At 42.2% G+C, this 23,849-nt stretch carries 19 protein-coding genes; 5 read left to right on the top strand and 14 right to left on the bottom strand.

What is annotated here, in order from left to right:
- Positions 1-13 precede the first annotated feature (13 nt).
- On the bottom strand, positions 14-1,624 hold the full coding sequence (locus tag VMW78_06770; protein HUV50705.1) for a fumarate hydratase: 1,611 nt from the start codon (positions 1,622-1,624) through the stop codon (positions 14-16).
- Between the two features lie 12 nt (positions 1,625-1,636).
- A complete protein-coding gene (locus VMW78_06765; protein ID HUV50704.1) occupies positions 1,637-3,532 on the bottom strand; it encodes an ATP-dependent helicase in 1,896 nt (631 codons plus the stop codon).
- Between the two features lie 226 nt (positions 3,533-3,758).
- Here VMW78_06765 and VMW78_06760 point away from each other — a divergent pair, with 226 nt between their 5' ends.
- The 4 genes from VMW78_06760 (at position 3,759) to VMW78_06745 (ending at position 13,517) form a co-directional block, all read left to right on the top strand.
- Positions 3,759-5,633 (top strand): GNAT family N-acetyltransferase, encoded by a 1,875-nt coding sequence (locus tag VMW78_06760; protein HUV50703.1) that lies wholly within the window; start codon positions 3,759-3,761, stop codon positions 5,631-5,633.
- Between the two features lie 327 nt (positions 5,634-5,960).
- On the top strand, positions 5,961-7,922 hold the full coding sequence (locus tag VMW78_06755; GenBank protein ID HUV50702.1) for an ASKHA domain-containing protein: 1,962 nt from the start codon (positions 5,961-5,963) through the stop codon (positions 7,920-7,922).
- Positions 7,919-12,112: a PEP/pyruvate-binding domain-containing protein gene (locus VMW78_06750; protein ID HUV50701.1), complete on the top strand. Its 4,194-nt coding sequence runs from the start codon at positions 7,919-7,921 to the stop codon at positions 12,110-12,112. Before VMW78_06755 ends, VMW78_06750 begins: the two co-directional genes overlap by 4 nt.
- A gap of 154 nt (positions 12,113-12,266) precedes the next feature.
- Complete coding sequence (locus VMW78_06745) at positions 12,267-13,517, top strand: glyceraldehyde 3-phosphate dehydrogenase NAD-binding domain-containing protein (GenBank protein ID HUV50700.1); 1,251 nt, start codon at positions 12,267-12,269, stop codon at positions 13,515-13,517.
- Here the strand turns inward: VMW78_06745 and VMW78_06740 are convergent, their stop codons facing one another.
- The 11 genes from VMW78_06740 to VMW78_06690 all read right to left on the bottom strand — a co-directional run bounded on the left by VMW78_06740 (position 13,518) and on the right by VMW78_06690 (position 21,264).
- Positions 13,518-14,129, bottom strand: a complete 612-nt coding sequence (locus VMW78_06740; protein ID HUV50699.1) for a ribonuclease HII — start codon at positions 14,127-14,129, stop codon at positions 13,518-13,520.
- Positions 14,130-14,135: 6 nt separating this feature from the next.
- Positions 14,136-14,486 (bottom strand): 50S ribosomal protein L19, encoded by a 351-nt coding sequence (gene rplS / locus VMW78_06735; protein ID HUV50698.1) that lies wholly within the window; start codon positions 14,484-14,486, stop codon positions 14,136-14,138.
- A 70-nt stretch (positions 14,487-14,556) separates the two neighbouring features.
- Complete coding sequence (locus tag VMW78_06730) at positions 14,557-15,114, bottom strand: RNA methyltransferase (GenBank protein HUV50697.1); 558 nt, start codon at positions 15,112-15,114, stop codon at positions 14,557-14,559.
- The gene (gene trmD, locus VMW78_06725) at positions 15,068-15,859 is read right to left on the bottom strand and encodes a tRNA (guanosine(37)-N1)-methyltransferase TrmD (protein HUV50696.1); all 792 of its coding nucleotides are present in this window, start codon (positions 15,857-15,859) and stop codon (positions 15,068-15,070) included. Before trmD ends, VMW78_06730 begins: the two co-directional genes overlap by 47 nt.
- Before the next feature lie 15 nt (positions 15,860-15,874).
- A complete protein-coding gene (gene rimM / locus VMW78_06720; protein HUV50695.1) occupies positions 15,875-16,384 on the bottom strand; it encodes a ribosome maturation factor RimM in 510 nt (169 codons plus the stop codon).
- 4 nt (positions 16,385-16,388) lie between these two features.
- Entirely contained in the window at positions 16,389-16,619 is a 231-nt protein-coding gene (locus tag VMW78_06715) for a KH domain-containing protein (protein HUV50694.1), read from the bottom strand.
- 31 nt (positions 16,620-16,650) lie between these two features.
- Positions 16,651-16,881 carry a 30S ribosomal protein S16 gene (rpsP, locus tag VMW78_06710; protein HUV50693.1) on the bottom strand — a complete coding sequence of 77 codons (231 nt, stop codon included), beginning with the start codon at positions 16,879-16,881 and terminating at the stop codon, positions 16,651-16,653.
- A gap of 12 nt (positions 16,882-16,893) precedes the next feature.
- On the bottom strand, positions 16,894-18,222 hold the full coding sequence (gene ffh / locus VMW78_06705) for a signal recognition particle protein (GenBank protein HUV50692.1): 1,329 nt from the start codon (positions 18,220-18,222) through the stop codon (positions 16,894-16,896).
- A 116-nt stretch (positions 18,223-18,338) separates the two neighbouring features.
- On the bottom strand, positions 18,339-19,733 hold the full coding sequence (locus VMW78_06700; GenBank protein ID HUV50691.1) for a UTP--glucose-1-phosphate uridylyltransferase: 1,395 nt from the start codon (positions 19,731-19,733) through the stop codon (positions 18,339-18,341).
- A gap of 20 nt (positions 19,734-19,753) precedes the next feature.
- Entirely contained in the window at positions 19,754-20,815 is a 1,062-nt protein-coding gene (locus tag VMW78_06695) for a branched-chain amino acid aminotransferase (GenBank protein ID HUV50690.1), read from the bottom strand.
- A 14-nt stretch (positions 20,816-20,829) separates the two neighbouring features.
- Entirely contained in the window at positions 20,830-21,264 is a 435-nt protein-coding gene (locus VMW78_06690) for a PPC domain-containing DNA-binding protein (protein HUV50689.1), read from the bottom strand.
- A gap of 235 nt (positions 21,265-21,499) precedes the next feature.
- Here VMW78_06690 and VMW78_06685 point away from each other — a divergent pair, with 235 nt between their 5' ends.
- Positions 21,500-22,321 (top strand): YkgJ family cysteine cluster protein, encoded by an 822-nt coding sequence (locus VMW78_06685; GenBank protein ID HUV50688.1) that lies wholly within the window; start codon positions 21,500-21,502, stop codon positions 22,319-22,321.
- Positions 22,322-22,384: 63 nt separating this feature from the next.
- On the opposite strand, the gene gatA is transcribed toward VMW78_06685, so the two are convergent.
- On the bottom strand, positions 22,385-23,845 hold the full coding sequence (gene gatA, locus VMW78_06680) for an Asp-tRNA(Asn)/Glu-tRNA(Gln) amidotransferase subunit GatA (protein HUV50687.1): 1,461 nt from the start codon (positions 23,843-23,845) through the stop codon (positions 22,385-22,387).
- Between the last annotated feature and the right edge of the window lie 4 nt (positions 23,846-23,849).

Below are 23,849 nucleotides of genomic sequence, written 5' to 3'. Positions count from 1 at the left end.
AAAGCCATCAAGTTTAAGTCAGAAGATTTTGAAAAAAATCATTTCCCTTGTCATCGATAATAATAAATGCCGGAAAATCCTTTACTGTAATCAACAAGATTGATTCCATGCCCAGTTCGGGATAGGCAATGGTTTCAATGTCTGTAATACACTCTTTGCCCAGCCGTGCGGCAGGCCCACCAATAGACCCAAGGTAAAAACCGCCGTATTTTTTACACGAATCTACAATCTCCATGGAACGGTTTCCCTTGGCAAGCATTATCATGGAGCCGCCGTGTTTCTGGAAAACAGGCACGTAAGGGTCCATGCGCCCGGCAGTCGTAGGGCCAAAGGAACCGGAAGGATATCCGGGCGGGGTTTTTGCCGGACCTGCATAATATATAATGTGGTCTTTAAAATAGCTCGGAAGACCTTGGCCACTGTCGAGCCGCTCTTTTAGCCTGGCATGAGCCATGTCTCTTGCCACAACAATTTTACCGTTTAGCAAAAGAGGGGTTGCTACAGGGTATTTGCTCAAAATTGTCCTGATCTCATCTATGGGCTTATTCAGGTCTATTCGCACGGCATCATATTTGTCTATTTGCGGACACGGAAGATAGTTTGCCGGATCAGGTTCAAGCCTTTCCAGAAAAATACCGTCACGCGTAATTTTTGCCTTGATGTTCCTGTCCGCGCTGCAGCTTACGCCAAGGCCTATTGGACAGGATGCTCCGTGCCGTGGAAGTCGCACCACTCTTATATCGTGGCAGAAATATTTTCCTCCGAATTGTGCGCCGATTCCGAGTTCGCGTGATATCTTAAGCAATTGCGCTTCAAGTTTCATGTCTCTGAAAGCATGCCCCAACTTATTTCCTTTTTCGGGGAGGGTATCCAGATATCCGGCTGAGGCCAGTTTAACCGTCTTTAAATTTGCTTCAGCAGAGGTTCCTCCGACAACAAAAGCAAGATGATAAGGAGGGCATGCAGCGGTTCCAAGGGATTTCATTTTATTTTCCAGAAAGCCGACCAGCTTCTCAGGTGTCAATATCGCCTTTGTTTCCTGATAAAATAAGGTTTTATTTGCAGACCCCCCTCCCTTTGCAATGAAAAGAAAATTATATTCATCCCCTTTTGCGGCATACAGTTCTATCTGGGCGGGAAGATTGCATCCTGTATTTATTTCATCAAACATGGTTAATGGAGCCAGCTGTGAATAACGCAGATTGTTTTTTGTATAGGCATTAAATATCCCCTTTGAAATAGCCTCCTTGTCAGAAAAACCGGTCCAAACCTTTTGCCCCTTTTTGCCTATAACAACAGCGGTTCCGGTATCCTGGCACAGAGGGAATACCCCTTGTGCGGAAATAACCGCATTTCTCAGCATCTCAAGGGCAACATATCTGTCGTTTCTAGAAGCTTGCGGGTCATCAACAATCATTGCTAATTGCTTGAGATGAGACGGTCTGAGCAGGTGGGATACATCTTTGAATGCCTGTTCGACAAGGAGGGTAAGCCCCTCAGGGGCGATTTTCACTATCTCAAAGTCCAGAAAGGATTTTAAGCCGATATGGTCTGTTGTTATTAAACGATAAGGGGTGAAATCATCTTTCAAGGGAAACATTTCCTGATAGGCAAATTCTACCATTGCAGATTTCTCCTAATTGCAAAGAGTGGTTTTTTTACTTTTTACGATGCCATCATAATTTAATGAATCATTGATTTCATCTAAAAACCGGCTTTTTTTGTTGAATTGACCCCTTCTATAATTTGCATGAGTCAAAAATAAAAAATGCTCGGCCCTTGTCATCGCAACATACATAAGTCTACGTTCCTCATTAAGACCCATTTCTGAATCCATGGACCTCCAGTGAGGGAAAAGCTGTTCTTCACATGCAACCACAAAGACCGCCCTGTACTCCAACCCCTTGGAAGCGTGTATAGTTGACAGAATTACCCCGCTTTTTTTGTCTTCTTCATCTTCTTTGTCCTCCTTAATCAGGGCGGCTTCTTCAAGGTATTCTACAATTGTATCTTTTTGGGAAGCTGAATAAATAAGCTGGTCAATGTTTTCCTCCCTTGACGTATAATCCATTGAACCGGCTATGGAATACTCTTTAATATAATCCAGATAGTTAACCTTTAACAATATCTCGCGGATTGCAGCATCAGGTTTCATATCCTTAATATCATCAAGCAACCTGATTAACGCGCTGAGAGAATTATATATTGCGGGAGCCAGAAGCTTTTCACCAAGAGCCTTGCGCGCAGCGTCCTGAAGGCTCATCTCGCCTGTTTTTATCTGAGCGATCTTATTGACAGCCGCGGGACCGATCCCCCGTTTGGGAATATTTACAATCCGCTCAAAGGATGCATCATCTTTTTCAAAAACCGCTGCGGTAAGATAGCAGTTTATATCCATGACCTCCTTACGTTCAAAAAACCCCTTTCCACCTAACATCCGGTACGGAATTCCAAAAGATCTGAATGCCTTCTCAAAGGAAAGAGAGCAAAATTTAGTCCTGTACAAAACAGCCATTTTACTATAAGCAAGACCCATTTCACCAAGAGATTTGATCTTTCCGGCAACCCATACAGCCTCTTTTTTTTCATCGAAAAAATCATAAATCTCAACCAATCCCCCACGCTTGTCAGAGAAGCACCTTTTTTCCATCTTGTTGTCATTGTATCCGATCAGATCATTTGCCGTCCGAACAATCTCGTCTGCGGAACGATAGTTCTGTTCCAGCCTGAAAACCTTTGCCTCTTTGTACTTTTCAGGAAACAACAGAAAATGGTCCATATTGCTTCCTCTAAATGAATAAATTGCCTGCCAGTCATCACCTACGCAGAAGAGGTTGCCGTTTCCAAGCAACAGCCCTGTAAGATCCTCCTGAAGATTATTGGTGTCCTGATATTCATCCACAAGAATAAACTGGAAAAGCTTTTGGTACTGCTTGCGCACATCTTTGTGATCTTGAAGCAGATTGCGTGTCAAAATCAAAATATTATCAAAATCAACAGCATTATTTGATTTAAGTTCCTTTTCATAAAGATTAAAAACATCGAGCAATCTGATACGGAAAGAGTGAAGCTTATGGTCAAGATATTCAAAGGGATTGCCGGAGTTTTTTGCACTGGAAATTTGAGCTAAAACAGGTTGGACATGCTTTTTCTCAAAATTCATTTTTCCTACAATAATATCCTTGATTATCTTTTGTTGATGGTATCCCGCGTAGATCTGGAGAGGAATATTATACCCAAGCAGGGAGCAATGTTTCTTTAAGATTTTAAAACATGCGGAATGAAATGTTCGAACCCACGGGAAACGTTCTGCCGGGATTTTTGTCATACGAACAAGCCGGCTCTTCATCTCGTCTGCAGCCTTATTGGTAAATGTAATCGCAAGAATACGCTCGGGATCATAGCCGCTTGACATAAGATGAGAGATTTTAGCGGTCAATGTCCGTGTTTTCCCTGAGCCTGCGCCTGCTACGACCAACGCCGGAGAACCGATATATTCAACAGCCTCTTTTTGTTGGGCCGAAAGTTGCATAATATCCTTATTAAAAAATTTATTTTGGCCCTTACCGTTTTATCCGCCTTAGAAGGGTTAAAGGCTTTGATAAATAAAAAGGGTGCGAAACTTGAGTAATGCAGTTTAACTTGATAATTATTACTTAATAAGTTAGATTGTGTCTATATAAAAATGATGATCTTGTAAAAAGTCAAAAACTGTGAACCTACAACCGTGAACGGTTACCACTTAACAAAGGATAATTATGGCTAAAGCGATCTATTGGGCAGATCATTATGCCGGCATCAAAAAAACCGGCCGGGAAGCAGTAAAATTGATCGGGTCCGGCAAAAGGGTTTTTATCGGATCATCATGCGGAGAACCGCAGCATCTGGTCAAAGAGCTCGGTGAAGCATCAGCAAACTTTACAGACCTTGAGATAGTTCGCCTTATGACCATGGGAAGCACCCCTTTAACACTGATAGCAAACAAAACAAATTGCCGGAGCATGAATATTAGATCTTTTTATCTTGGGTCTGCTGCTATTGATACTTTTGCAGGAAACATGCGATTTATTACTCCGATAAACCTTTCCGCGGTGCCCTTTCTGTTTAAGAACAGACAGCTTCCCATACATGTAGCCCTTATCCAGGTGTCTCCTCCGGATGATTTTGGATGGTTAAGCCTTGGCATTTCCGTGGATATAACACTGGCCGCAGCCATGTCCGCCGATCTTGTGATCGCCCAGGTAAACTCTAAAATGCCAAGGGTGCTTGGCCGAAGCTTTATCCATGTTAATGATGTAGATGTGGTTGTCGAATATGATGAGGATCTTCTTGCAATTGATGAGGCTAAAGAGTCCGCGTCTTCAAATCTTATCGGCAGACAAATAGCGCGACTTATTGACGATGGCTCAACAATTGACATCGGCAGAGGCGCTACGCCGCGAGCAATCCTTTCAAACCTCTCTAGTAAAAATGATCTTGGAGTCCATACTCAATATCTGACAAACGGTATAATGGACCTTGTGTCAAAAGGGGTTATTACAAACCGGAAAAAGGGGTTCAATGAGGGAAAGCTTGTGGCAAGCAGCGCGATAGGAACAGGTTATCTGTACGAGTTTTTAGATGATAATCCTGCCATAGAATTTCATCCTTCAGATTATGTAAACGACCCCGGCATTATTTCCCGCCATTACAGGATGGTTTCCTTAAACATGGCAACGGCAGTAGATCTCACCGGCCAGGTCGCCGCTGATACCCTTTCTTACGATTATTTTTCAGGTGTTTCAGGTATGCTCGACTTTATAAGAGGAACAGCTCGATCTAAAGGGGGTAAATCGATCCTTATGCTCCCATCGACATCCATAAGCGCCGATAAGAGCTGGATTGTCCCCAGGCTGAGCGACATGGCCGTAGTAGTTCCAAGGGGTGATGTTCAATGTGTTGTTACCGAGTATGGCGTTGTCAACCTGTTCGGCAAAAGCCTCCAGGAAAGGGCTATGGCCATGATCAGTATCGCTCATCCTGATTTTCGCGATGAGCTGTTTTTTGAGGCCAAACAGATGGGTCTGCTTAGCGCAAAGCGCGAGCTTAAAAAATCCATTCACGGCGTTTATCCTCTTGATCTTGAAGAAACACTTACAATCGAAGGCGAACCGGTAACCATCAGACCCGCAAAACCGGTCGATGAAAGAAGGTTGCAGGAGCACTTTTACAACCAGGAAAAAAGTGATATTATTTTAAGATTTTTCCATGAAAAGAAAATCTTTGTGCGTGAAGAGGCTGAAGGCATGTCGCAGATAGATTATATTAAAAACCTTACCATTGTCGCAATTATCGGTGAATCCGGCTTTAGAAATGTTGTTGGAGTGGGAGAATATTTGCTTGACGAAGTAAAAAACGTGGCAGAGGTAGCCTTTTCCGTAAACAGGAGCTACCAGGGGAAAGGGATTGGCAGAATCCTGATGCGAAAACTTTCCGAAGCTGCGCGTGAAAACGGAATTGCCGGTTTTACAGCCTATACTTCGCCGCAAAACCAGGCAATGATCAGGCTGTTTAAAAGCGTGCCTTACAAAACCACGACTATTTTTGATGGCGATGTTCTTTCACTTAACTGCAGATTCGATGAATTAAAATAGCGCACCTTCGGTGCGGACATAAGTGCCTAAAGTATATTAAAGTGAGCTAAAGTGCCTAAAGTTAAGGACTGCACCTTCAGTGCTGCTGATTTTAAAGTTATGAGTGTCTAAAGTAGTGGAGTGACAACATCCTGTAGCTCCTGCAGGAGTAGTTGGCCGGCAAGTGGGTTATCAATTAGCACGCCGAAGGCGTACCACAACTTTAGGCATTTTAGACACTTTAGCTCACTTTAGGCACTTTCCTGTTCAGCGATATATTTGTCTTATAGTGCTGAATTCATTAGGCAAAAAATGGGATTTCCTATACTATTAAAATAGGGGAGTAAAATGGAGCAGGACATGATCAGGCACACAATTTTATTTTTGCCTCACAACAAGAGGATAACCGTAAGGGATGGAGAAAATATTATCCGTGCCGCCATGGAGGCAGGGGTGCATATTAATGCCTCGTGCGGAGGGGAAGGTGTGTGCGGCAAGTGCCGTGTTATTATCGAGCAGGGGGATGTTGATGGAGGAATAACGGAAAAGTTAAGCCAAGAAGAATGCGCGGCCGGATACCGGCAGGCATGTTTGAGTAATGTAAAAAGCGACATGGTTGTACGTATACCTGTAGAATCGGATGTTGATGCAAGCATGCTTAACATGCAAAGCACTCCCAGACAAGCCGCCCGTATCAAGGAAATGGATTTTAAGCAGTTAAAGCAAAACAGCTGTTTCCTGCCCCCTGTTGAAAAAATATATATTAAACTACCTGAGCCTTCTGTAAAAGACAACCTGTCTGACGTTGCAAGACTTGTTAATTACCTGAAACTGAATTTCAACGAGCGTCGTCTTGTCATTAATCTGCCGGTTATACGTAAGATCCCGGAGGTTTTCAGAAAAAATAATTTTAAAATAACCGTTACTCTTGCCCGCCCGGTCCAAGCCGGAAGAAAGACTCATATCGTCGATGTCCAGCCCGGTGATACGAGCGGGGAAAGCTATGGAGTTGCCATGGATATAGGCACAACAACCATCTATGTCCGGCTGATAGATCTAAATACAGGCAAAATCATGGCTGATTACGGTGATTTTAACAAACAGATAGGTTTTGGAGAAGATGTAATCACCAGGCTTATATATGCGGAAAAACCAGGAGGGCTTGAAAAGCTTTATGAAGTTAGTTTGGAAACCATCAACAATATTCTGCGCAAGATAATTAATGATACCGCAATTGACCCTGAACAAATTGTATTAGTTACATTGGCGGGCAACACAACTATGACCCAGCTTATGCTGAAGGTTGACCCAAAATACATCAGGCGTTCGCCGTATGTGCCGACTTCAGCGTTGTATCCGCCGATCAAGGCGATTGAGTTGGGCATGGCATTAGGTGAGCATGTTACCACATTGATATATCCTGAGATATCAAGCTATGTGGGAGGCGATATTGTCGCCGGTATAATGGCATCAGGAATGTATCGCTCTGAAAAGCTTACCCTGTATATGGATATCGGCACAAATGCTGAAATTGTAATCGGCAACAGAGAGTGGCTTGCATGTGCGGCATGTTCTGCAGGCCCGGCTTTTGAAGGGGGCGGCATAAAATTTGGAATGCGCGCCACAAAAGGAGCGATAGAAGATTTTTCCATAGACCCCCTCACGCTTGAGCCGATGAATATAACCATAGGAAATGTCCGGCCAAAAGGAATATGCGGCAGCGGCCTTATCAATATTGCAGCTGAAATGTTTGAGCAGGGAGTTGTTGATAACCTTGGCAAGTTTGATCGCAGTCTTGATACAGATCGTATAAGACAGAATAACGGCATATATGAGTATGTACTCGCAAAGGCGGATGTTACACACATAGACAGGGACATTGTCATTACCGAACCGGATATCGATAATCTTATCAGAGCAAAGGGCGCAATGTTCAGCGGATGCATGACTCTTCTCGGAGAGGTCGGGCTCAGTATTGACGATATTGACCGTATTATTCTGGCAGGCGGGTTTGGAAGTTATGTGGACCTGGAAAAGGCAATGACAATTGGTCTGCTGCCTGAAACAGATCCTGATAAGGTTGTTTTTATCGGCAATGGATCACTTACCGGCGCAACAATGATCTGTCTGGCAAACCATATAAGGAAAGATGTGGTAGAGGTAACCAGAAAGATTACAAACTTTGAACTATCGGAAACAGCATCATATATGAATAATTATATGGCCTCCCTGTTTTTGCCGCATACAGACATGAATAAATTTCCAAGACTCAAAGCCCGCATTGAAGCCCGGAAGGAATTGAGGAATTGAAATCAAAAGCCCTTGAAATAAACCTGGAATGCTATCGTGTTGATGTTGCCATAGAGGACAAATATTCAATCCTTCAGGAGATAATGTCCAAGTACTATGGAGTTATGGACGGTTTAAATACCTTTTTGAAGGAGCTTTCCCACCCTTATAAAAACTGGGAATTTATTGTCAGGGAAGCAAGAAATTATTCCCTGAATTATTTTCATCTTCTTAAAAACCATCCTAAAGGTCCTGATGCAGCAACTCTTTTAGTAAATATCTTTAACCATGCTATTATATCTGAAAACAATATTAAGATCAAAGCCGATGCCGTAGACAATCTTCTTCTTTTCCTGCAAAAAATCATAAAAGATTCCGGTCCGGATATCAAAAGGTTCATGCCTGTAATCGATAGCTCCTTTGACAGCATCAGGAATTATAAAAAAGATGGTTTCTTTCTGTTTGTTAAAAGCTTCTATCAGATAAAAAGACTGGCCAAAGCAATTCTAAATCATACGCATGATCTCACAAATGTAGATTACCGGGCAATCAACCTGGTTTTGTTAAAATATTTCAAGCATACATATTCTTACTGGCTAAGCGAGGAGGATCCGTTTGACTGGTTTAAAAACGAGGCTGGTGATATTGACGACAAAGAACCGTTTGATGAAATTTTTAAATATATATCTCATAAGCAAATTAACAAATGGCAGTCAATTACAGGCAAAATCGCCCTGCAAAATGGTATTGACTCTAAAAAAATTTTACAAAACCTGTTAGAACTGCCGGCATACAGTCAGATTGTTGAAATATACAAGGAGATCCCACAAAGACTGGTTGAAGCAGGAGCGAAAACCGGCAAAGGCAACCTGTGGAAACTTATATTTCTTTTCCACACAATGAAGACACCCGGACTTTCAATCATTTACGAAGAAGCTTTAAGAGATATCAACAGAACCCTTTCCCAGCTTATAGAGCATGAAAAAGGCGGGAATATCCACAAACTGATAGAGAAAACCTTTTCCATATTAAGAGGGCTGGCCGATAAATTTCCTGCCACTGTTTTAAACTGCGTCCTTAATATGGGTAAGGGAGTATATAAAACAGATCAAATCGACCTTGTGAATTTTTTTATTGATCACCTGGTTGCCATTGGTTTTCAGTCACCAATGATAAAAGGGGTCGGAAGCGACTGGCAGATACAGGTCAACAGCTCACACATGCAAAATATAAGGACCTGGCTGGAGCTTATCGAGCTTAACCCCAAATGGTCAACAAGGCTTATTTCCCACCTGACGATTCATCTGTCTCTATGCGGTGTTTTTATCAAGGATACCGACCTGTTTCCCCGCGATATTACACGATTTTTAAACAGCGATATCAGATCTGTATATAATCTTGCAAAACAGCTCGCAAGGCTCTTTCCTGTATATTTTAATGATATAGGCGCTGAAGGAATGCTAAGGGATATATCAACACAGCTCGATGAATTAACACACCAAAAGGATGTTCTTATACATTTTCTGCGAAAACAGAGCCATGTTGAAAGCAGCAGCAGGATGATCGGCTTTATGGAAGCGGTTATTAATTTCTGGCAAACCAAAAACAGGGAGATTCTAAAGCCTTTTATCCCACCCGGTATTTTTGATCAAATCCATACCCGAGGCCCTTATATTGATGGCGTTCACAGGGTAATGTTACACCTTAAAGCAAAGAAGCTATATTTACCGGACGACCTCATTGCTTTAAATGAAAAAGAACTGCAAAGCCATGCAGCAGATATTTCAAAGGTGTCTGAAAAAGATATTAAGCGGGTGAAAATGACCATATCCTTTTACAAACTTTTACATCAAAAATACGACCTCATATTCAGCTTAAAATCAGACAGCGAAATCGACCATTATCTTTCACGATTTAAAATCGATGCATTTCCGGATATAGACGCGCTTAAAAAGGCTCTTATTGAACCTGATTTAAAGAAAAAGCTTTGCATGCTGCTTGATTATCTTGATCTGCTCAAAAAAATCATAATTTCTTCAAAATCGTATGAGATTAGGGAAGATATTTATAAGAAAAGACATTTTGCTGTTGATATACCGTCTATATACGGGTTTTACCACGAAAGAAAATTTGATGCGCTTGGGCTTACCTTTCGGATAGAATCGATAGTCAATGCATTGTTTGAGGAATTTATTGAAAGCATTGATCTCAGCATTATCACCAGAGCCACTTTTTATCAGATTTACGACCGGTTACTATTGTTTAACAGGGCGTTGCAGTTAAATGGAATCTCATCAATCGAAATGGAGCGTCAACTTGATCTTTTAGCCCATCTGCTCGAAGTAAGGGGTTTTACCTTTACCCAGTATGTTGATATATTCAAGGGGGTTACGCTCGCTGTAAAAAATATAATTAATGATTATTTTCATAATATCCACGAACAGAATCTGACCGTAATACTGGCTCAAACCCCTATTGACCGTATTTCAGAGAAATATCTTCCCAAAGAGGGAGTGATTAACTCTGAAGAGATAGCGCAAAGGGTGTCGGAAATCTTTTTCCGCGACAGGCTGGCGCTGTCATTAGGGCTTCAGCAGCTTGACCTGTTTTTAGGTCGAATACTGAACACACTTTTTCACCAGTCAGACAAACTGCCTAAAGATAAGCTCCACCAGCTTCTCAACTATGATCCTCAACGGGCTTTAAGCCCTTTTGTGCCGGTAAATAAAAAGGTTTTTGGCTTGATATATTTAGGCAACAAAGGGTTTAACATAATTAAGCTGATAAATTACGGTTTGCCGGTGCCTCCGGGTTTTATTATAACCACGGAGGTGTTTCGTTCAAGAGAGGTGATCGACAATTTTCCTCCGGCACGGGAGTATTTCAAAAAACAGCTTTACAGCCAGATATGCGACCTGGAAAAGGTTACGGAAAAAAAGTTTGGAGACCCGAAAAACCCTTTGCTCATTTCTGTTAGAAGCGGAGGGGCTGTTTCACAACCCGGAATGATGTATAGCTTCCTTAATGTCGGATTAAATGAGGAGATTGCAGCCGGAATTGCCATGCAAACCAACAACAGCTGGTTTGCATGGGATAATTATCGCAGGTTTCTCCAGTGTTATGGTATGTCATATAATCTTGAGAGGAATGATTTTGACGCAATTATTAATGAGTTCAAGCAACGCCTGAGTATCCCTTATAAAAGAGGGTTCCCCGGCCAAGAGATGAGAAAAGTGGCTCTGGCTTATAAGGATATGATAAGGGATGCCGGGATTAACATTATAGAAGATCCGTTCGAACAACTGTATATGGCAATAAAAAGCGTCCTCGGATCCTGGGAAGAATCAAAAGCCAAAGCTTACCGTAAAATTATGGGCATATCAGATGACTGGGGCACGGCCGTTACTGTTCAGAAAATGGTTTTCGGCAATCTTGGCCGACAGTCGGGTTCAGGAGTCTTTTTTACCCATAATCCGAGATGGTCCGGGGATATCTTAAGGTTGTGGGGCGATTTTACGCTCGGAAATCAGGGTGAAGATGTGGTTTCAGGGCTTGTCAATACCATGCCGATTTCAATCAATCAGCAGGATATTGAAATGAGACAGACCGACATAACCCTTGAATCACATTTTCCGCTTATTTTCAAAGCATTGAAAGATTGGTCAAGTGAATTAGTCTATAAAAAAGGTTGGAGCCCTCAGGAAATCGAATTTACATTTGAAAGCCCTTCAATAAAGGATCTCTATCTGCTCCAGGCCAGAGATATGACCATGAGAGAGAGGAAAAAGGTTTTAACCTTTTATCCAGAGAAAATATCGGAAGACAAATATTTAGGGCACGGTATCGGAGTCAGCGGCGGGGCAATGAGCGGCCGGGTGGTTTTCAGCCTGGATGAAATAGATAAATGGAGAAAACTGGAGCCGGAAACATCTTTAATCCTTCTCAGAGCAGATACTGTTCCAGATGATATTCAGGAGATATATGCCTCCGACGGCCTGCTTACCGCGCGTGGAGGGTTAACATCCCACGCCGCTGTAGTGGCTCACCGGCTTGGCAAAACATGTGTGGTTGGATGCGTGGATCTTATCTGTAATGAGAAGAAAAAAAACTGCTTGTTTAACAAGATATCATTAACAGCCGGTGATTATATAAGCATTGACGGCCGTGAAGGCTCTGTTTATCATGATCTTATTGATATCAAAGAAGGTTAGATGAATTCGTAAAAAGCCGAATTCATCGGGTGTTAAGTGTTAAGATAAGACATTTAACTTTAATATCAAATACTTAACACGTCTTGTAAAAAGTGATGTTTTGACTTTTTACGAATTCGTCAAAGTTAAGGGATAGACAATCAAGGAGGGATGAATGTACGAGGACAAAGGGTTAAAGCTTGGGATAAACGGCTTTGGCAGAATTGGAAAGCTTACCTTATGGCATAATATCGGGCGAAAATATTTTAATGAAATTGTGGTAAATGTTGGTCGCAAGGTCGGCACATCCCTTGAGGATATTGCGCATTATGTGGAAAGAGATTCAACTTACGGCTTATTTCATGTCTACTTGTACGGTTATAAGGCCAAACCTTTTATTGAAAATCTGGATGAAAAAAGCGGCTTGATGATAATCGATGGGATAAAGGTAAAGTTTTTAAGAACCGCAAGAAATCCGGGCGAAATAAACTGGAGAGAGCACGGAGTAAAGCTGGTGGTAGATACTACCGGACAATTTATTGATCCGACTCTTCCGCCGGAACATCCCAAAGGGTCGGTGCGCGGACATATCGAATCAGGGGCAGAAAGGGTGATAGTCTCCGCCCCCTTTAACATCGAGGATAAAGGGCTTGCCATGCCCGAGGATGCAGTGACAACCGTAATGGGTATAAATGATGATGATTATGATCCAAGGCGCCATAAGATTGTATCAAATGCATCCTGTACTACTACATGCCTTGCCCATATGATAAAACCTCTTCTCAATTATTTCGGCGCCAACAAGATACTCTCAGCCTCAATGGCTAGTGTACACGCGGCCACCGGTTCACAGCAGGTCCTTGACAGGCTGCCGAAAACAGGATCAATTGATCTGAGAAAAAACAGAAGCGTAATGAATAACATTATCCTTACCACAACCGGCGCCGTCAATACACTCAGGCTTGTTATGCCTGAAATGGAGCAGATAGGATTAATTGCGGAGTCGGTTAGAATACCCACCAATACAGGCTCCCTTATCATTCTTGTTCTTAATCTCCATGAGGAATTGTCCGGCAAATCGATAAGGAGGGAATTAATCAACAATATATACAGGCAGGCTGCATCAGATGATCCAAGGGGATATCTCTATTATACGGATAAGCAGAATGTTTCCGGGGATATAATCGGCATGCCCCTGGTTGCGACCGTTATTGAGGGCCATGAAACACATACCCGCACGGCAAATGTGACAATAGATCTAAAAAATGCGCCGGAACTGGAAAAAGATATCATATCTTCGCTAAAAAACACGGTCGTCAAAATACCGGTAACTCAGGCTGTTATATATGGATGGTATGATAATGAAATGGCCAGCTATGTTAATCTGCTGGGGGACAGGATAGTTTCAATAGCTGAGAACATGTAATCAGCTCAGAACCCCCTTAAAACTACGTCTGTGTATGGGACAGGGGCCGAATTTCCTGATGGCCTCTTTATGAGCCTTGGTTGGATACCCTTTGTGCCTGGCGAATTCAAACTCCGGATAATAATTGTGATATATCACCATAAGCTGATCTCGGGTTACCTTGGCAATAATTGAGGCAGCGGCAATAGAGATGCTCAGAGAATCACCTCTGATAACCGGCTCCTGTGGCAGGTTTGAAGATATTCGGAATTTGCCGTCAATAAGAAGATAATCCGGTTGGGGGTTAAGATTGTCAACAGACATTGCCATCGACATGAGTGATGCCTTAAGTATATTGATACGATCTATTTCTATCGAGTCAACTATTCCTATACCTATGGATATTGCATGCTCATAAATCTTTTCATATAGATAGGCTCTTTTCCCCGGCGTTAATTTTTTTGAATCTTTTATACCTGAAACCTGAAAAGAGGAGGGCAGTATAACTGCTGCGGAAACAACAGGCCCTGCCAGGGGGCCGCGGCCGGCTTCATCAATACCCGCGACTGTTGCAAACCCCTTTTCAATACTTTTTTTTTCAAAAAACCACTGGTCCGGTTTCATGGAGTCCATATAAGGCTATTGGTTGAAACGCCGTTCCTTTATTCTGGAGGCCTTTCCTCTTAGTTTACGCAGATAATAGATCTTTGCACGCCTCACACGGCCTTTGGAAACAACCTCGATCTTATCGATAAGCGGTGAATGGAAAGGGAAGATACGCTCAACGCCTATACCGTACGAAACCTTGCGTACCGTAAATGTAGCGTTACTTCTGCCTTTGCGTTTGCTTATCACAACCCCCTGAAAAGCCTGAATGCGCTCTTTGTCGCCCTCCTTTATCTTGACATATACCTTAACAGTATCTCCTGGAGCAAAAGCAGGCAAATCAAACCGCATCATTTCTCTTTCTATCTGTTCTATTGTTTGCATAATAATATCCTTCCGTAATTATAATCTGTTTGGATTTTTGTATATAGCCGGTTCTTTCTTTACGATTTTTTTAATTATCTCCCATAAGTCTATCAAGTATAATGGATGCCGCGGACCGAACCGAAAGGTGATTGTAGCCGGTATTACCCTTAATCGGTTCAAGTATGTAGTCGGCGCCGGCAATAAAATCTTCCGACAGCCCCCATGCTGTGCCAAAAACCAACAGATAGGGCTTGCCGCTTTTAAGCATTTCACGAAACTTTCCAAAATTTATGCTGCGATGACTATCCCTGGCGCAAGTAGCAACGATTTTTGGCGCCCCTTCACCATTGCTGCAAATATGGTCTATGACATCATCCAATGAGTCTTTTATACAGATCAGTTCAAGGGCTTTCCCCCTTTGGGGATTATATATTGAGCCGTATCCGCTTAGCCAGTGTGAAACTATCTTCTCAACAAGCCCCTTCTGATCCGATAGAGGGGTTATAATATATAATGATTGCACACCGTATGTTTTTGCCGCTCTTGACATATCGTGCAGATCAAGGTTTGTCACGGCAGAAACTATTGTGCTGCCATTCTTATTTACTACCGGATAATGCGTCAGGGCTACGTAAAGATTTGGCATGTATGATTTTTTCAATATCTCGGCGCCATTTTTCTAAAATTTCAACCTCATTTTTGCTTACAGGCCTTTTCTCCAAAAGGTCTTTTCTTTTCAGGAAGGTGCGTATCAAAGATGCTTCAAGCCTCCATTTTTCAATTTCCATGTGATTACCCGACAGCAACACTTCCGGGACTTCAGACCCTTCAAAGGTTCTCGGTCTTGTATATTGCGCATATTCCAGGAGACCGTTTGAAAATGAATCATTTTCCGCTGAATCTTTGCCGCCAAGCATGCCCGGGATTAATCTTGCCGTCGCATCAATAACAACCATGGCTGCCGGCTCTCCGCCCGTGAGCACATAATCACCGATTGAAATTTCATAATCTATGAAATCGTGACAAATCCGTTCATCAATCCCCTCGTAGCGACCGCATACAAGGATAAGCCCTTCAAACGATGCAAGTTCACAAGCAATATTTTGATTAAAAACACGCCCCTGAGGAGTCAACAGTATGGTTTTCGCCGATGGAGCTTTCTTTCTGGCAGCCCGGATAGCTCCTGCCAGGGGCTCAGGCTTCATAACCATTCCGCAACCGCCGCCATAAGGCCTGTCATCAGTAACCCTGTGTTTGCCTTCTGCAAAATCCCTGATATTTATAGTTGAAACACTAATCTTCTTTTGTTCTATCCCCCTTCTAATAATCCCATAACTCCGAAACGAATCAAACATTTCCGGGAAAATAGTAAGAGCAATAAAATTAATCACTTGTCAAAGATCTCGTTACAAACCTTCAGGCAGGTCAACCCGCATGATTTTCTGTTTAAGATCGATTTCCTTAACCACGGATTCGATACCTGGAATAAGTATTTCATCATCATTGTTTTTTACGACATAGACATCATTGCTTCCTGTAGGAATTATCGATTCAACGCGGCCGATAAATTTTTCATCGATTGTATAAACAGAAAGCCCTATAATATCAATCCAGTAATATGACTCGCCTTTAAGTTTCGGAAGCTTTGCTTTTTCAATAAAAAGATCGGACCCGACAAGGGTTTCAGGCATATCACAGTCATCCACCCCTTTAAGAGATAAAAGAATAGTTCGTGTATGGGGCTTAACCCACTGTATTACATAGGTTTTGTCCCGGCTTTTACCATCTCTTACGAGAATTAAACCGCCTGGCTTAAAAGCGGATAAAGACTCAGCATAGGAAAAGACCTTGAGGGTTCCCTTAAGGCCATGAAGGCCAACGATCTTTCCAATAAGAAGCAGGTCGGTTTCTTCCACGGTTTTATTCTATGATTTCAAGGACCGTGCGTTTTTTTATCTTTGCGGAAGCAGCGCTTAATATAGTACGCATTGCCCGTGCGGTACGGCCTTGCTTACCGATAACTTTGCCTAAATCCTCTTTAGCTACTTTAAGTTCCAAAACCGAGGTCTGGTTACCCTCTACCTCTGAAACCTCTACCTGATCCGAATTCTCAACCAGCGCTTGTGCAATGTATTTTATCAGATCTTTCATAGCTCCGTCTCCTTATTTGCAAAAAAAAATCTTATTTTTTAAAAAGATTTTTCACCGTGTCTGTAAGAATAGCTCCGTGATCTATCCAGTACTTTACACGCTCACCCTTGAATGAAACCTCAACAGGATCAAGCAATGGATTATACGTGCCGACGGTTTCCAGGAACTTGCCATCCCTTGGACTTTTACTGTCAGCTACAACGATTCGATAAATTGGTCTTTTTTTTGCGCCAAACCTGGCCAGCCTGATTTTAACCGACATCTCTTTTCTCCTTTAAATCGGCAACATGCCACGGCTTATACCGCGCATACCGCCTTTGCTGTATTTTTTAATCATTTTCATAATCTGGGTATAATTTTTAAGCAGCCTGTTTATATCCTGAACAGTTGTTCCGCTGCCTTTAGCGATTCTTTTTCGTCGCTGCCCATTTATTATTGTATGTTGACACCGTTCCTGAAGCGTCATTGAATTAATGATAGCTTCGGCTCTGACAAACTCCTTTTCATCTAACTTAAGATTTTTGAGCTGTTTGCTGTTGCCACCCGGCATCATTTTTAAAAGATCGTCAAGTGAGCCCATCTTGCGTATTTGAACCATCTGATCACAAAAGTCATCTAATGTAAATTGGCTTTTTCTAAGCTTCTTTTCAAGCTCAACCGCCTTTTCATGATCAATCATTGACTGGGCTTTTTCAATAATTGTAAGGACATCGCCCATGCCCAGTATTTTTGAGGACACCCTGTCCGGATGAAAGGTTTCCAGGTCGCTGAGCTTTTCACCAACCCCTATGAATTTTATGGGTTTGCCTGTTATTAACTTGATGGAAATAGCTGCTCCGCCACGGGCATCACCATCCATCTTGGTAAGAATAACGCCGCTGACATCAAGAGCCTGATCAAATGATTTTGCGATATTAACAGCATCCTGTCCTGTCATTGCATCAGCTACAAGGAGTATGTCCGATGGCTGAACAGCCTCCTTTATATGTAAAAGCTCTGCCATCAACTTGTCATCAATATGCAGGCGTCCCGCAGTATCTATCAGCAGAGTGTCATACCCTTCCTTATGTGCTGCTGCCCTGGCCTCCCTGCAAACTTGAACAGGATCCATTTCCACGCTTGACGGGAATACAGGGATAGCGAGTTGCTCTCCTATTTTTCTTAGCTGATCAATAGCTGCCGGGCGATAAACATCTGCCGGAACCAGATACGGTTTTCTCCCTCTTTTCCTTAATAAAACAGACAACTTGCCTGCTGTAGTTGTTTTGCCGGAACCCTGCAGGCCCACCAGCATAATAGACACCGGATGCGAACCAGACAGGCGCAAGTCCTCATAACTGGAACCCATAAGCTGTGTCAGCTCATCATTAACTATTTTTACAACCTGCTGGCCGGGTGTCAGACTTGCCATGACCTCCTGACCGATGGCTCGATCCTTTATGTCTGCAATCAGTTTTTTTACGACTTTATAGTGAACATCGGCCTCAAGAAGGGCTATACGGATCTCTTTCAAGCCCTCTTCAATATTTTTTTCCGTTAATTTGCCGTGTCCTTTTAGCTTTTTAAATACAAATGTAAGCTTGTCGGTTAAATTATCAAACATAAATATATCCAAAGAATGATTATTAGTAAACTTTCAATTTAATGGGATGATTATATTATGTCAAGGAAAAAGGCTCATATTTAACCGCCACAGGGGTCTTTTCATTCAGCCGCTAATTACAGAATCAAGTCGCTGTCTATAATAGAGCCTGCCTTTATTGTTGCCGGAGATTTGCCGCTGTTTGTTATTACAACCCTTCCTTTTATTGTTATGTTTTTTTCAAAAAAAATATCCCCTTTTACTGTAAGAGATTCACAATCAATTAAGGATGGTATCCCATCAATAAGAAATCTTTCATTCAACTTATCTCTTGTCCCATAATATCCTGGATCAAGATTTATCCTGATTAAATCCGATTTCATATTTGGGTTTAGAATCAACGTTTGATCTTCTGAAAAAATAAAGCGATCCGACCGGACCGCAAGCAGATCATTGCAGCTTTTGACAGGAAAAAAACGTGATCTTGGCACCTTAATCACCGGTGTGTCTTCAAAAAGGGATATAGCGGCTCCCATTGCGGTTTCGACATGGTATACTTTTGGGCTGGATTCATCCCTTGGATCAAGTGTCTTTGGGTTCAGTATCATTGGAAGACGGATTATCCCATATTCTTCAATAACCTCCTTTAATACCGGCAGGTTGATCCAGATATTGTTTGTGTTGAAATACCTGTACCTGCTTATATCTCTAAAGGCATCCGATCCATTTCCCGGACACTGGGCTGCTTCACGCAAAATCAAATTGCCGTTTTTATGCCTGGCAATATGTCCTCCCTTTAAATCATCCGGCGTTCTTTCGGCTACCTCCATCATAAAGGGAAACCTGTTTTCGGAAAAGTAACCAAGAAGGGAAGCATCCATTGTAGCGCCCAGGTTATCCGAATTGGCGATAAAAGCATATCTTATTTCTCTGTCAAGCAGATATTGCAATGTCCCTGATGTATAAAGTGCTGTATAGACATCGCCGTGGCCGGGTGGATTCCACTCCATGTCCGGATTTTGCGGCCATGTCGCAGGGCCAAGCCCGTCACAAAGTATCTTGGGAAATTTGTTCTGAATAAATATTATGGGAAAGCTGGACAGGTTTATTCGCGATAGAGCAGAAAGGGTATCCTGATGTGTGCTAAAGCTATTCATTAAGGACAGCATGACATTGTTTATTTCAGCCTGCCTTAATATTATCTCAAGAAAGCTTTTTCCATCTTTTACTCTGATAATCGATTTTGGCTTTTCAAGGCCCATAGTAGTGCCAAGTCCGCCATTTAATATTATCATCACGGTATTTTTTAAGACTTTTGTCCCTGCATCGGCATATTGGCCGATATTATCCGCACTTTTGATTTCGTCCGCATTTAGAGGCCTTATGTCTTTATCAAACACAAGACCTGTTCCGCCGGCAACTACCTTTTGATAATAATAAGCAAATGTATCAATAACAGCCGGCGGCAGCTCCTCTTTTTTCATTTTCATAATAAAGGATTGCAGGTGGTTCGACGTTATAGCTTGTTTCATAATAAACTCCCTGGTGAAATCTAAACCTCTTCAATCCATCCCATGGTGTCTTCTGTTCTGCCATACTGGATATCGGTTATTGCCTGATAGAATCTCTTTGCCATAGGCCCGACTTTGCCGCCGCCTATATTTATAACTCTGTCGCCGTATTTCATTTCACCAACAGGCGAAATAACTGCGGCTGTTCCTGACCCGAAAATTTCCTGCAGTTTTCCTGAGTCGTGCGCATCTATCAGATCATCTATGCTGATCTGCCGTTCACTGACCTTTATATTCCATTTTTTTGCCATAATTATTACAGAATCTCTGGTAATGCCGGGCAGAATGCTTCCGTTTAACATGGGAGTCACCAACTCATCATCTATGACAAAAAATATATTCATAGACCCGACCTCCTCAATGTACTTCTGGTGAACGCCATCAAGCCACAGCACCTGTGTATAACCGTTTTTGTGGGCTTCTTCTCCTGCATATAGACTTGCCGCATAATTTCCGGCTGCCTTGGCCTCGCCTATTCCGCCGCGTACAGCCCTGACATGATTCTTTGTCACCCAGATTTTAACCGGATTAAAGCCTTCTGGATAATATGCGCCAACCGGAGAAAGGATAATAAAGAAACGGTATGTATATGAAGCGCGCACACCCAGAAAAGGGTCTGTTGCAATAACAGTCGGCCTTATGTACAGGGAGGTTTCCGGCGCACCCGGGATCCAGTCTTTTTCCAGCGCAATTAACTGTTTCATGGCATCAAAGACAAAGCCCTCGTCAAATTCAGGGATACAAAGCATTTGGCAGGATCGGCTCAGCCGCTTGAAATTATCTTTTGGCCTGAAAAACCGGACAGCACCCGAATCGGTTTTATAAGCTTTTAACCCTTCAAATACCGCCTGTCCATAGTGGAGCACCATGGTTGCAGGGTCCATTTCAATAGGGGTATATGGTTCAATTCGTGGATTATGCCATCCATTGTCAGGATTATAATCCATGTTAAACATATGGTCGGTAAATATAGTCCCAAAACCGAGATTTGAATTATCAGGTTTGGGTTTAAGTGAGTCTGATCTTGTAATTGTCAGTTGCATTTAATCTCCTTGGGCTATTTCCAGAGCATAAGTCCTGTATCGTTATCATAGGTTCTTTCCATTGGTTTGCCTGTTAATTCCTGCAGGTTTATTTCTCCGGCATAAATAATAGTTTCAGAAAAAAGATGCCCTCCAGTTGTTTTCCCCTGTTCATCAGCAAGCAGAATATGAGCATGGATAAACGGTTTGTTGTCCTTTAACGAAACATTACCTGTACAGCTTACAATTTCAAATGGCGCTTCCTCTTTAACGGTTACATAAACCTGTTGCTTTTGATCGTAAGTGCCTATAGTGGCGGAAGAAACAGCGCCGATAACTGAAAATGTCGCCATCCGGATCAAAGCATCCTCACAGAACTCCTCGACAGAAAGAATCAAATCTCTGCCATGAGGAAGACAGCCTGCGAAAATACGTCCACGCTGAAATTCAAAACAGGATAGTTTCTTCATCACAATATCCTGACCCGGATATGCCGGAATATAAAAAAGGATTTGATAAATTCTTTTGCTTGTTTTTATTTTCTAAAAGTAAAACAAGCTTACGCTTAAATCAAGATTTAATTCCCACAATTGTCGGCAAAAAACAGTGGGTGTTTTGCTAAATAATTATCAAGCAATTGACATTGAATATTTTATTGAGATATAAGAAAAAAATTATTTAAAAAAGAAAGGGAAGAAAAAAACTATGGACATACCTAATACAATGGCCGGTATAGATCCTGTCAAACTTACTCTTGACAGCAAATTTAAGTTCAAATGTCATAAAAAGGTAAAATGTTTCACCAAATGTTGCGGGGATATTAATATTATACTGACACCCTATGACATTATCAGGCTAAAGAATCGTCTGCAGCTTTCATCAGAAGAGTTTTTAGCCATTTATACAGAGCCGCAGCTTTTAGAAAAAACAGATCTGCCTATAATTACCTTAAAGCTTTTAGATGATGAAACATCCGAGTCTGATAAAAGGAAATGCCCTTTTGTCAGAGAGAATGGATGTATCATTTATGAAGACAGGCCCACTACATGCCGCTATTATCCGCTTGGTGTCGCTTCACTCAGCCATAAAGAAGGGGCGGATGATACAGGATTCTATTTTTTTGTTCAAGAGCCTCATTGCCTTGGTTTTGAAGAGGATAGGGAATGGACCGTTCGTGAATGGCGCAAGGATCAGGGGGTTGATATTCATGACAAAATAAACGGCGATTGGACCGATCTGATCGTCAGAAAGAGATCCTTTCCAAAAAATGTAATGTTAACGGAACAGAGCAAGAAGATGTTTTTTTTAGTAAGTTATAACACTGATAAATTTAAAAAATTCATCTTTGAGAGTTCATTCCTGGATCGATATAAAATTGATAGCGAAACTGTGGAAAAGATAAAAGAGGATGAAATCGCCCGGCTGGAATTTGGGATTAAATGGTTAAAATCGCTTCTTTTTAAGGAAGCAAGCAAAGATCATTTTGAAATGAATGAAAACGCCGGGGTTGCAAGAAAAACTTCATGACCTAATAGTAATAGTTTTTTTATTTCTCTGTGGTCTCTGTGCTCTCCGTTGTGTAATATGCTTTTATATTTTCGCTTTTTGCTTATGAAAATCCGTGGCCTGTTCAAAATTATAAGCAGCCGTTAAAATCTTTTTTTCTTCAAAATGTCTGCCCATTAAATGAAGCCCGATCGGAAGGCCTGTGGATGAAAAACCGCATGGGACCGATATCCCTGGTATTCCGGCAAGGTTGGCTGAAAGCGTAAATATGTCGGATAAATACATTGTAAGAGGATCGTCGACCTTATCTCCTATTTTAAAAGCAGGAGTCGGCGCCACAGGGGACAGTATCAGGTCGCATGATTTAAATGCATTTTTAAAATCCTCTATGATCAGTGTCCGCACCTGGGAAGCCTTTTTGTAATATGCATCGTAATATCCGGCAGAAAGTGAGTATGTGCCAAGTATAATCCGTCTCTGAACCTCCGCGCCAAACCCTTTTGTTCTTGTGGATCTGTACATATCGATCAGGCTGTTTTTCTCTTTGTCTCTAAAACCGTACTTTACGCCGTCAAACCTCGCAAGGTTCGAGCTTGCCTCTGAAGGGGCTATAACATAATAGGCTGCCACGGCATATTTTGTGTGAGGCAATGTAATTTCAACGCATTTTGCTCCAAGATCCTCAATCACCTTGACGGCATTTTTAACTGCGCCTGAAACCTCCGGATCAAGCCCTTTTATCTCATTATATTCCTTTGGAATTCCGATAGTCATCCCGCTCAAACCCTTATTTGAAAAGGATGTATAATCCGGAACATCTTCGGGCACTGAAGTGGAATCTGCAGGATCGTAACCTGCAATAACATTCATAAGCATTGCGCAATCTAAAACATCCTTTGCAAGCGGACCTATCTGATCAAGCGAGGATGCAAAGGCAACAAGACCGAATCGTGAAACCCTTCCATAAGTGGGTTTCATCCCTACGACTCCACAATGAGAGGCTGGCTGGCGTATCGACCCTCCTGTATCGGAGCCGAGAGAGCCAAGGCACATATCAGCTGCGACCGCTGCTGCTGATCCACCGCTTGACCCGCCTGGGATACAGGTTAAGTCCCATGGATTGCGGGTTGTTTTCATGCCTGAATTTTCCGTGGATGATCCCATGGCAAATTCATCCATGTTCGTCTTCCCCACAATCACGGCACCGGCCTTTTTAAGCTTTTTTATGACAAAGGCATCGTATTGGGGCGTAAAGTTATCAAGCATCCTTGATGCGCAGGTTGTGCGCAGCCCCTTTGTGCAGATAAGATCCTTTACAGAAAGAGGTACCCCTGTCAGAGGCGAAATATTGCCTCTGGATATTTCTTTATCTGCAAGCTCAGCCTGGCTTATCGCTGTTTCAGCGTCAATCGTTATATAGGCATCTACCTTTTTCTCAACCGATTCGATCCGGTCAAGGACAGCTCTGGTCAACTCCTGCGAAGATATATCCCTTTTCTTTAAAAGACCGCAGGCTTCATGTATTGTAAGTTCATGCAGTTTCATATCT

The sequence above is a fragment of the Anaerolineae bacterium genome (assembly GCA_035529315.1).
Lineage (GTDB): Bacteria > Desulfobacterota > Desulfobacteria > Desulfobacterales > ETH-SRB1 > Desulfaltia.
Note: the sequence above shows the minus strand (reverse complement) of the source record. Positions and strands in the feature narration are given on the sequence as shown.

What these genes read in the sequence shown, in the direction of transcription:
- VMW78_06770 (HUV50705.1), bottom strand. Translation starts at nt 1,624, where the DNA reads ATGGTAGAATTTGCCTATCAGGAAATGTTTCCCTTGAAAGATGATTTC.
- VMW78_06765 (HUV50704.1), bottom strand. Translation starts at nt 3,532, where the DNA reads ATGCAACTTTCGGCCCAACAAAAAGAGGCTGTTGAATATATCGGTTCT.
- VMW78_06760 (HUV50703.1), top strand. Translation starts at nt 3,759, where the DNA reads ATGGCTAAAGCGATCTATTGGGCAGATCATTATGCCGGCATCAAAAAA.
- VMW78_06755 (HUV50702.1), top strand. Translation starts at nt 5,961, where the DNA reads ATGGAGCAGGACATGATCAGGCACACAATTTTATTTTTGCCTCACAAC.
- VMW78_06745 (HUV50700.1), top strand. Translation starts at nt 12,267, where the DNA reads ATGTACGAGGACAAAGGGTTAAAGCTTGGGATAAACGGCTTTGGCAGA.
- VMW78_06740 (HUV50699.1), bottom strand. Translation starts at nt 14,129, where the DNA reads ATGGACTCCATGAAACCGGACCAGTGGTTTTTTGAAAAAAAAAGTATT.
- rplS (HUV50698.1), bottom strand. Translation starts at nt 14,486, where the DNA reads ATGCAAACAATAGAACAGATAGAAAGAGAAATGATGCGGTTTGATTTG.
- VMW78_06730 (HUV50697.1), bottom strand. Translation starts at nt 15,114, where the DNA reads ATGCCAAATCTTTACGTAGCCCTGACGCATTATCCGGTAGTAAATAAG.
- VMW78_06715 (HUV50694.1), bottom strand. Translation starts at nt 16,619, where the DNA reads ATGAAAGATCTGATAAAATACATTGCACAAGCGCTGGTTGAGAATTCG.
- rpsP (HUV50693.1), bottom strand. Translation starts at nt 16,881, where the DNA reads ATGTCGGTTAAAATCAGGCTGGCCAGGTTTGGCGCAAAAAAAAGACCA.
- ffh (HUV50692.1), bottom strand. Translation starts at nt 18,222, where the DNA reads ATGTTTGATAATTTAACCGACAAGCTTACATTTGTATTTAAAAAGCTA.
- VMW78_06700 (HUV50691.1), bottom strand. Translation starts at nt 19,733, where the DNA reads ATGAAACAAGCTATAACGTCGAACCACCTGCAATCCTTTATTATGAAA.
- VMW78_06695 (HUV50690.1), bottom strand. Translation starts at nt 20,815, where the DNA reads ATGCAACTGACAATTACAAGATCAGACTCACTTAAACCCAAACCTGAT.
- VMW78_06690 (HUV50689.1), bottom strand. Translation starts at nt 21,264, where the DNA reads ATGAAGAAACTATCCTGTTTTGAATTTCAGCGTGGACGTATTTTCGCA.
- VMW78_06685 (HUV50688.1), top strand. Translation starts at nt 21,500, where the DNA reads ATGGACATACCTAATACAATGGCCGGTATAGATCCTGTCAAACTTACT.
- gatA (HUV50687.1), bottom strand. Translation starts at nt 23,845, where the DNA reads ATGAAACTGCATGAACTTACAATACATGAAGCCTGCGGTCTTTTAAAG.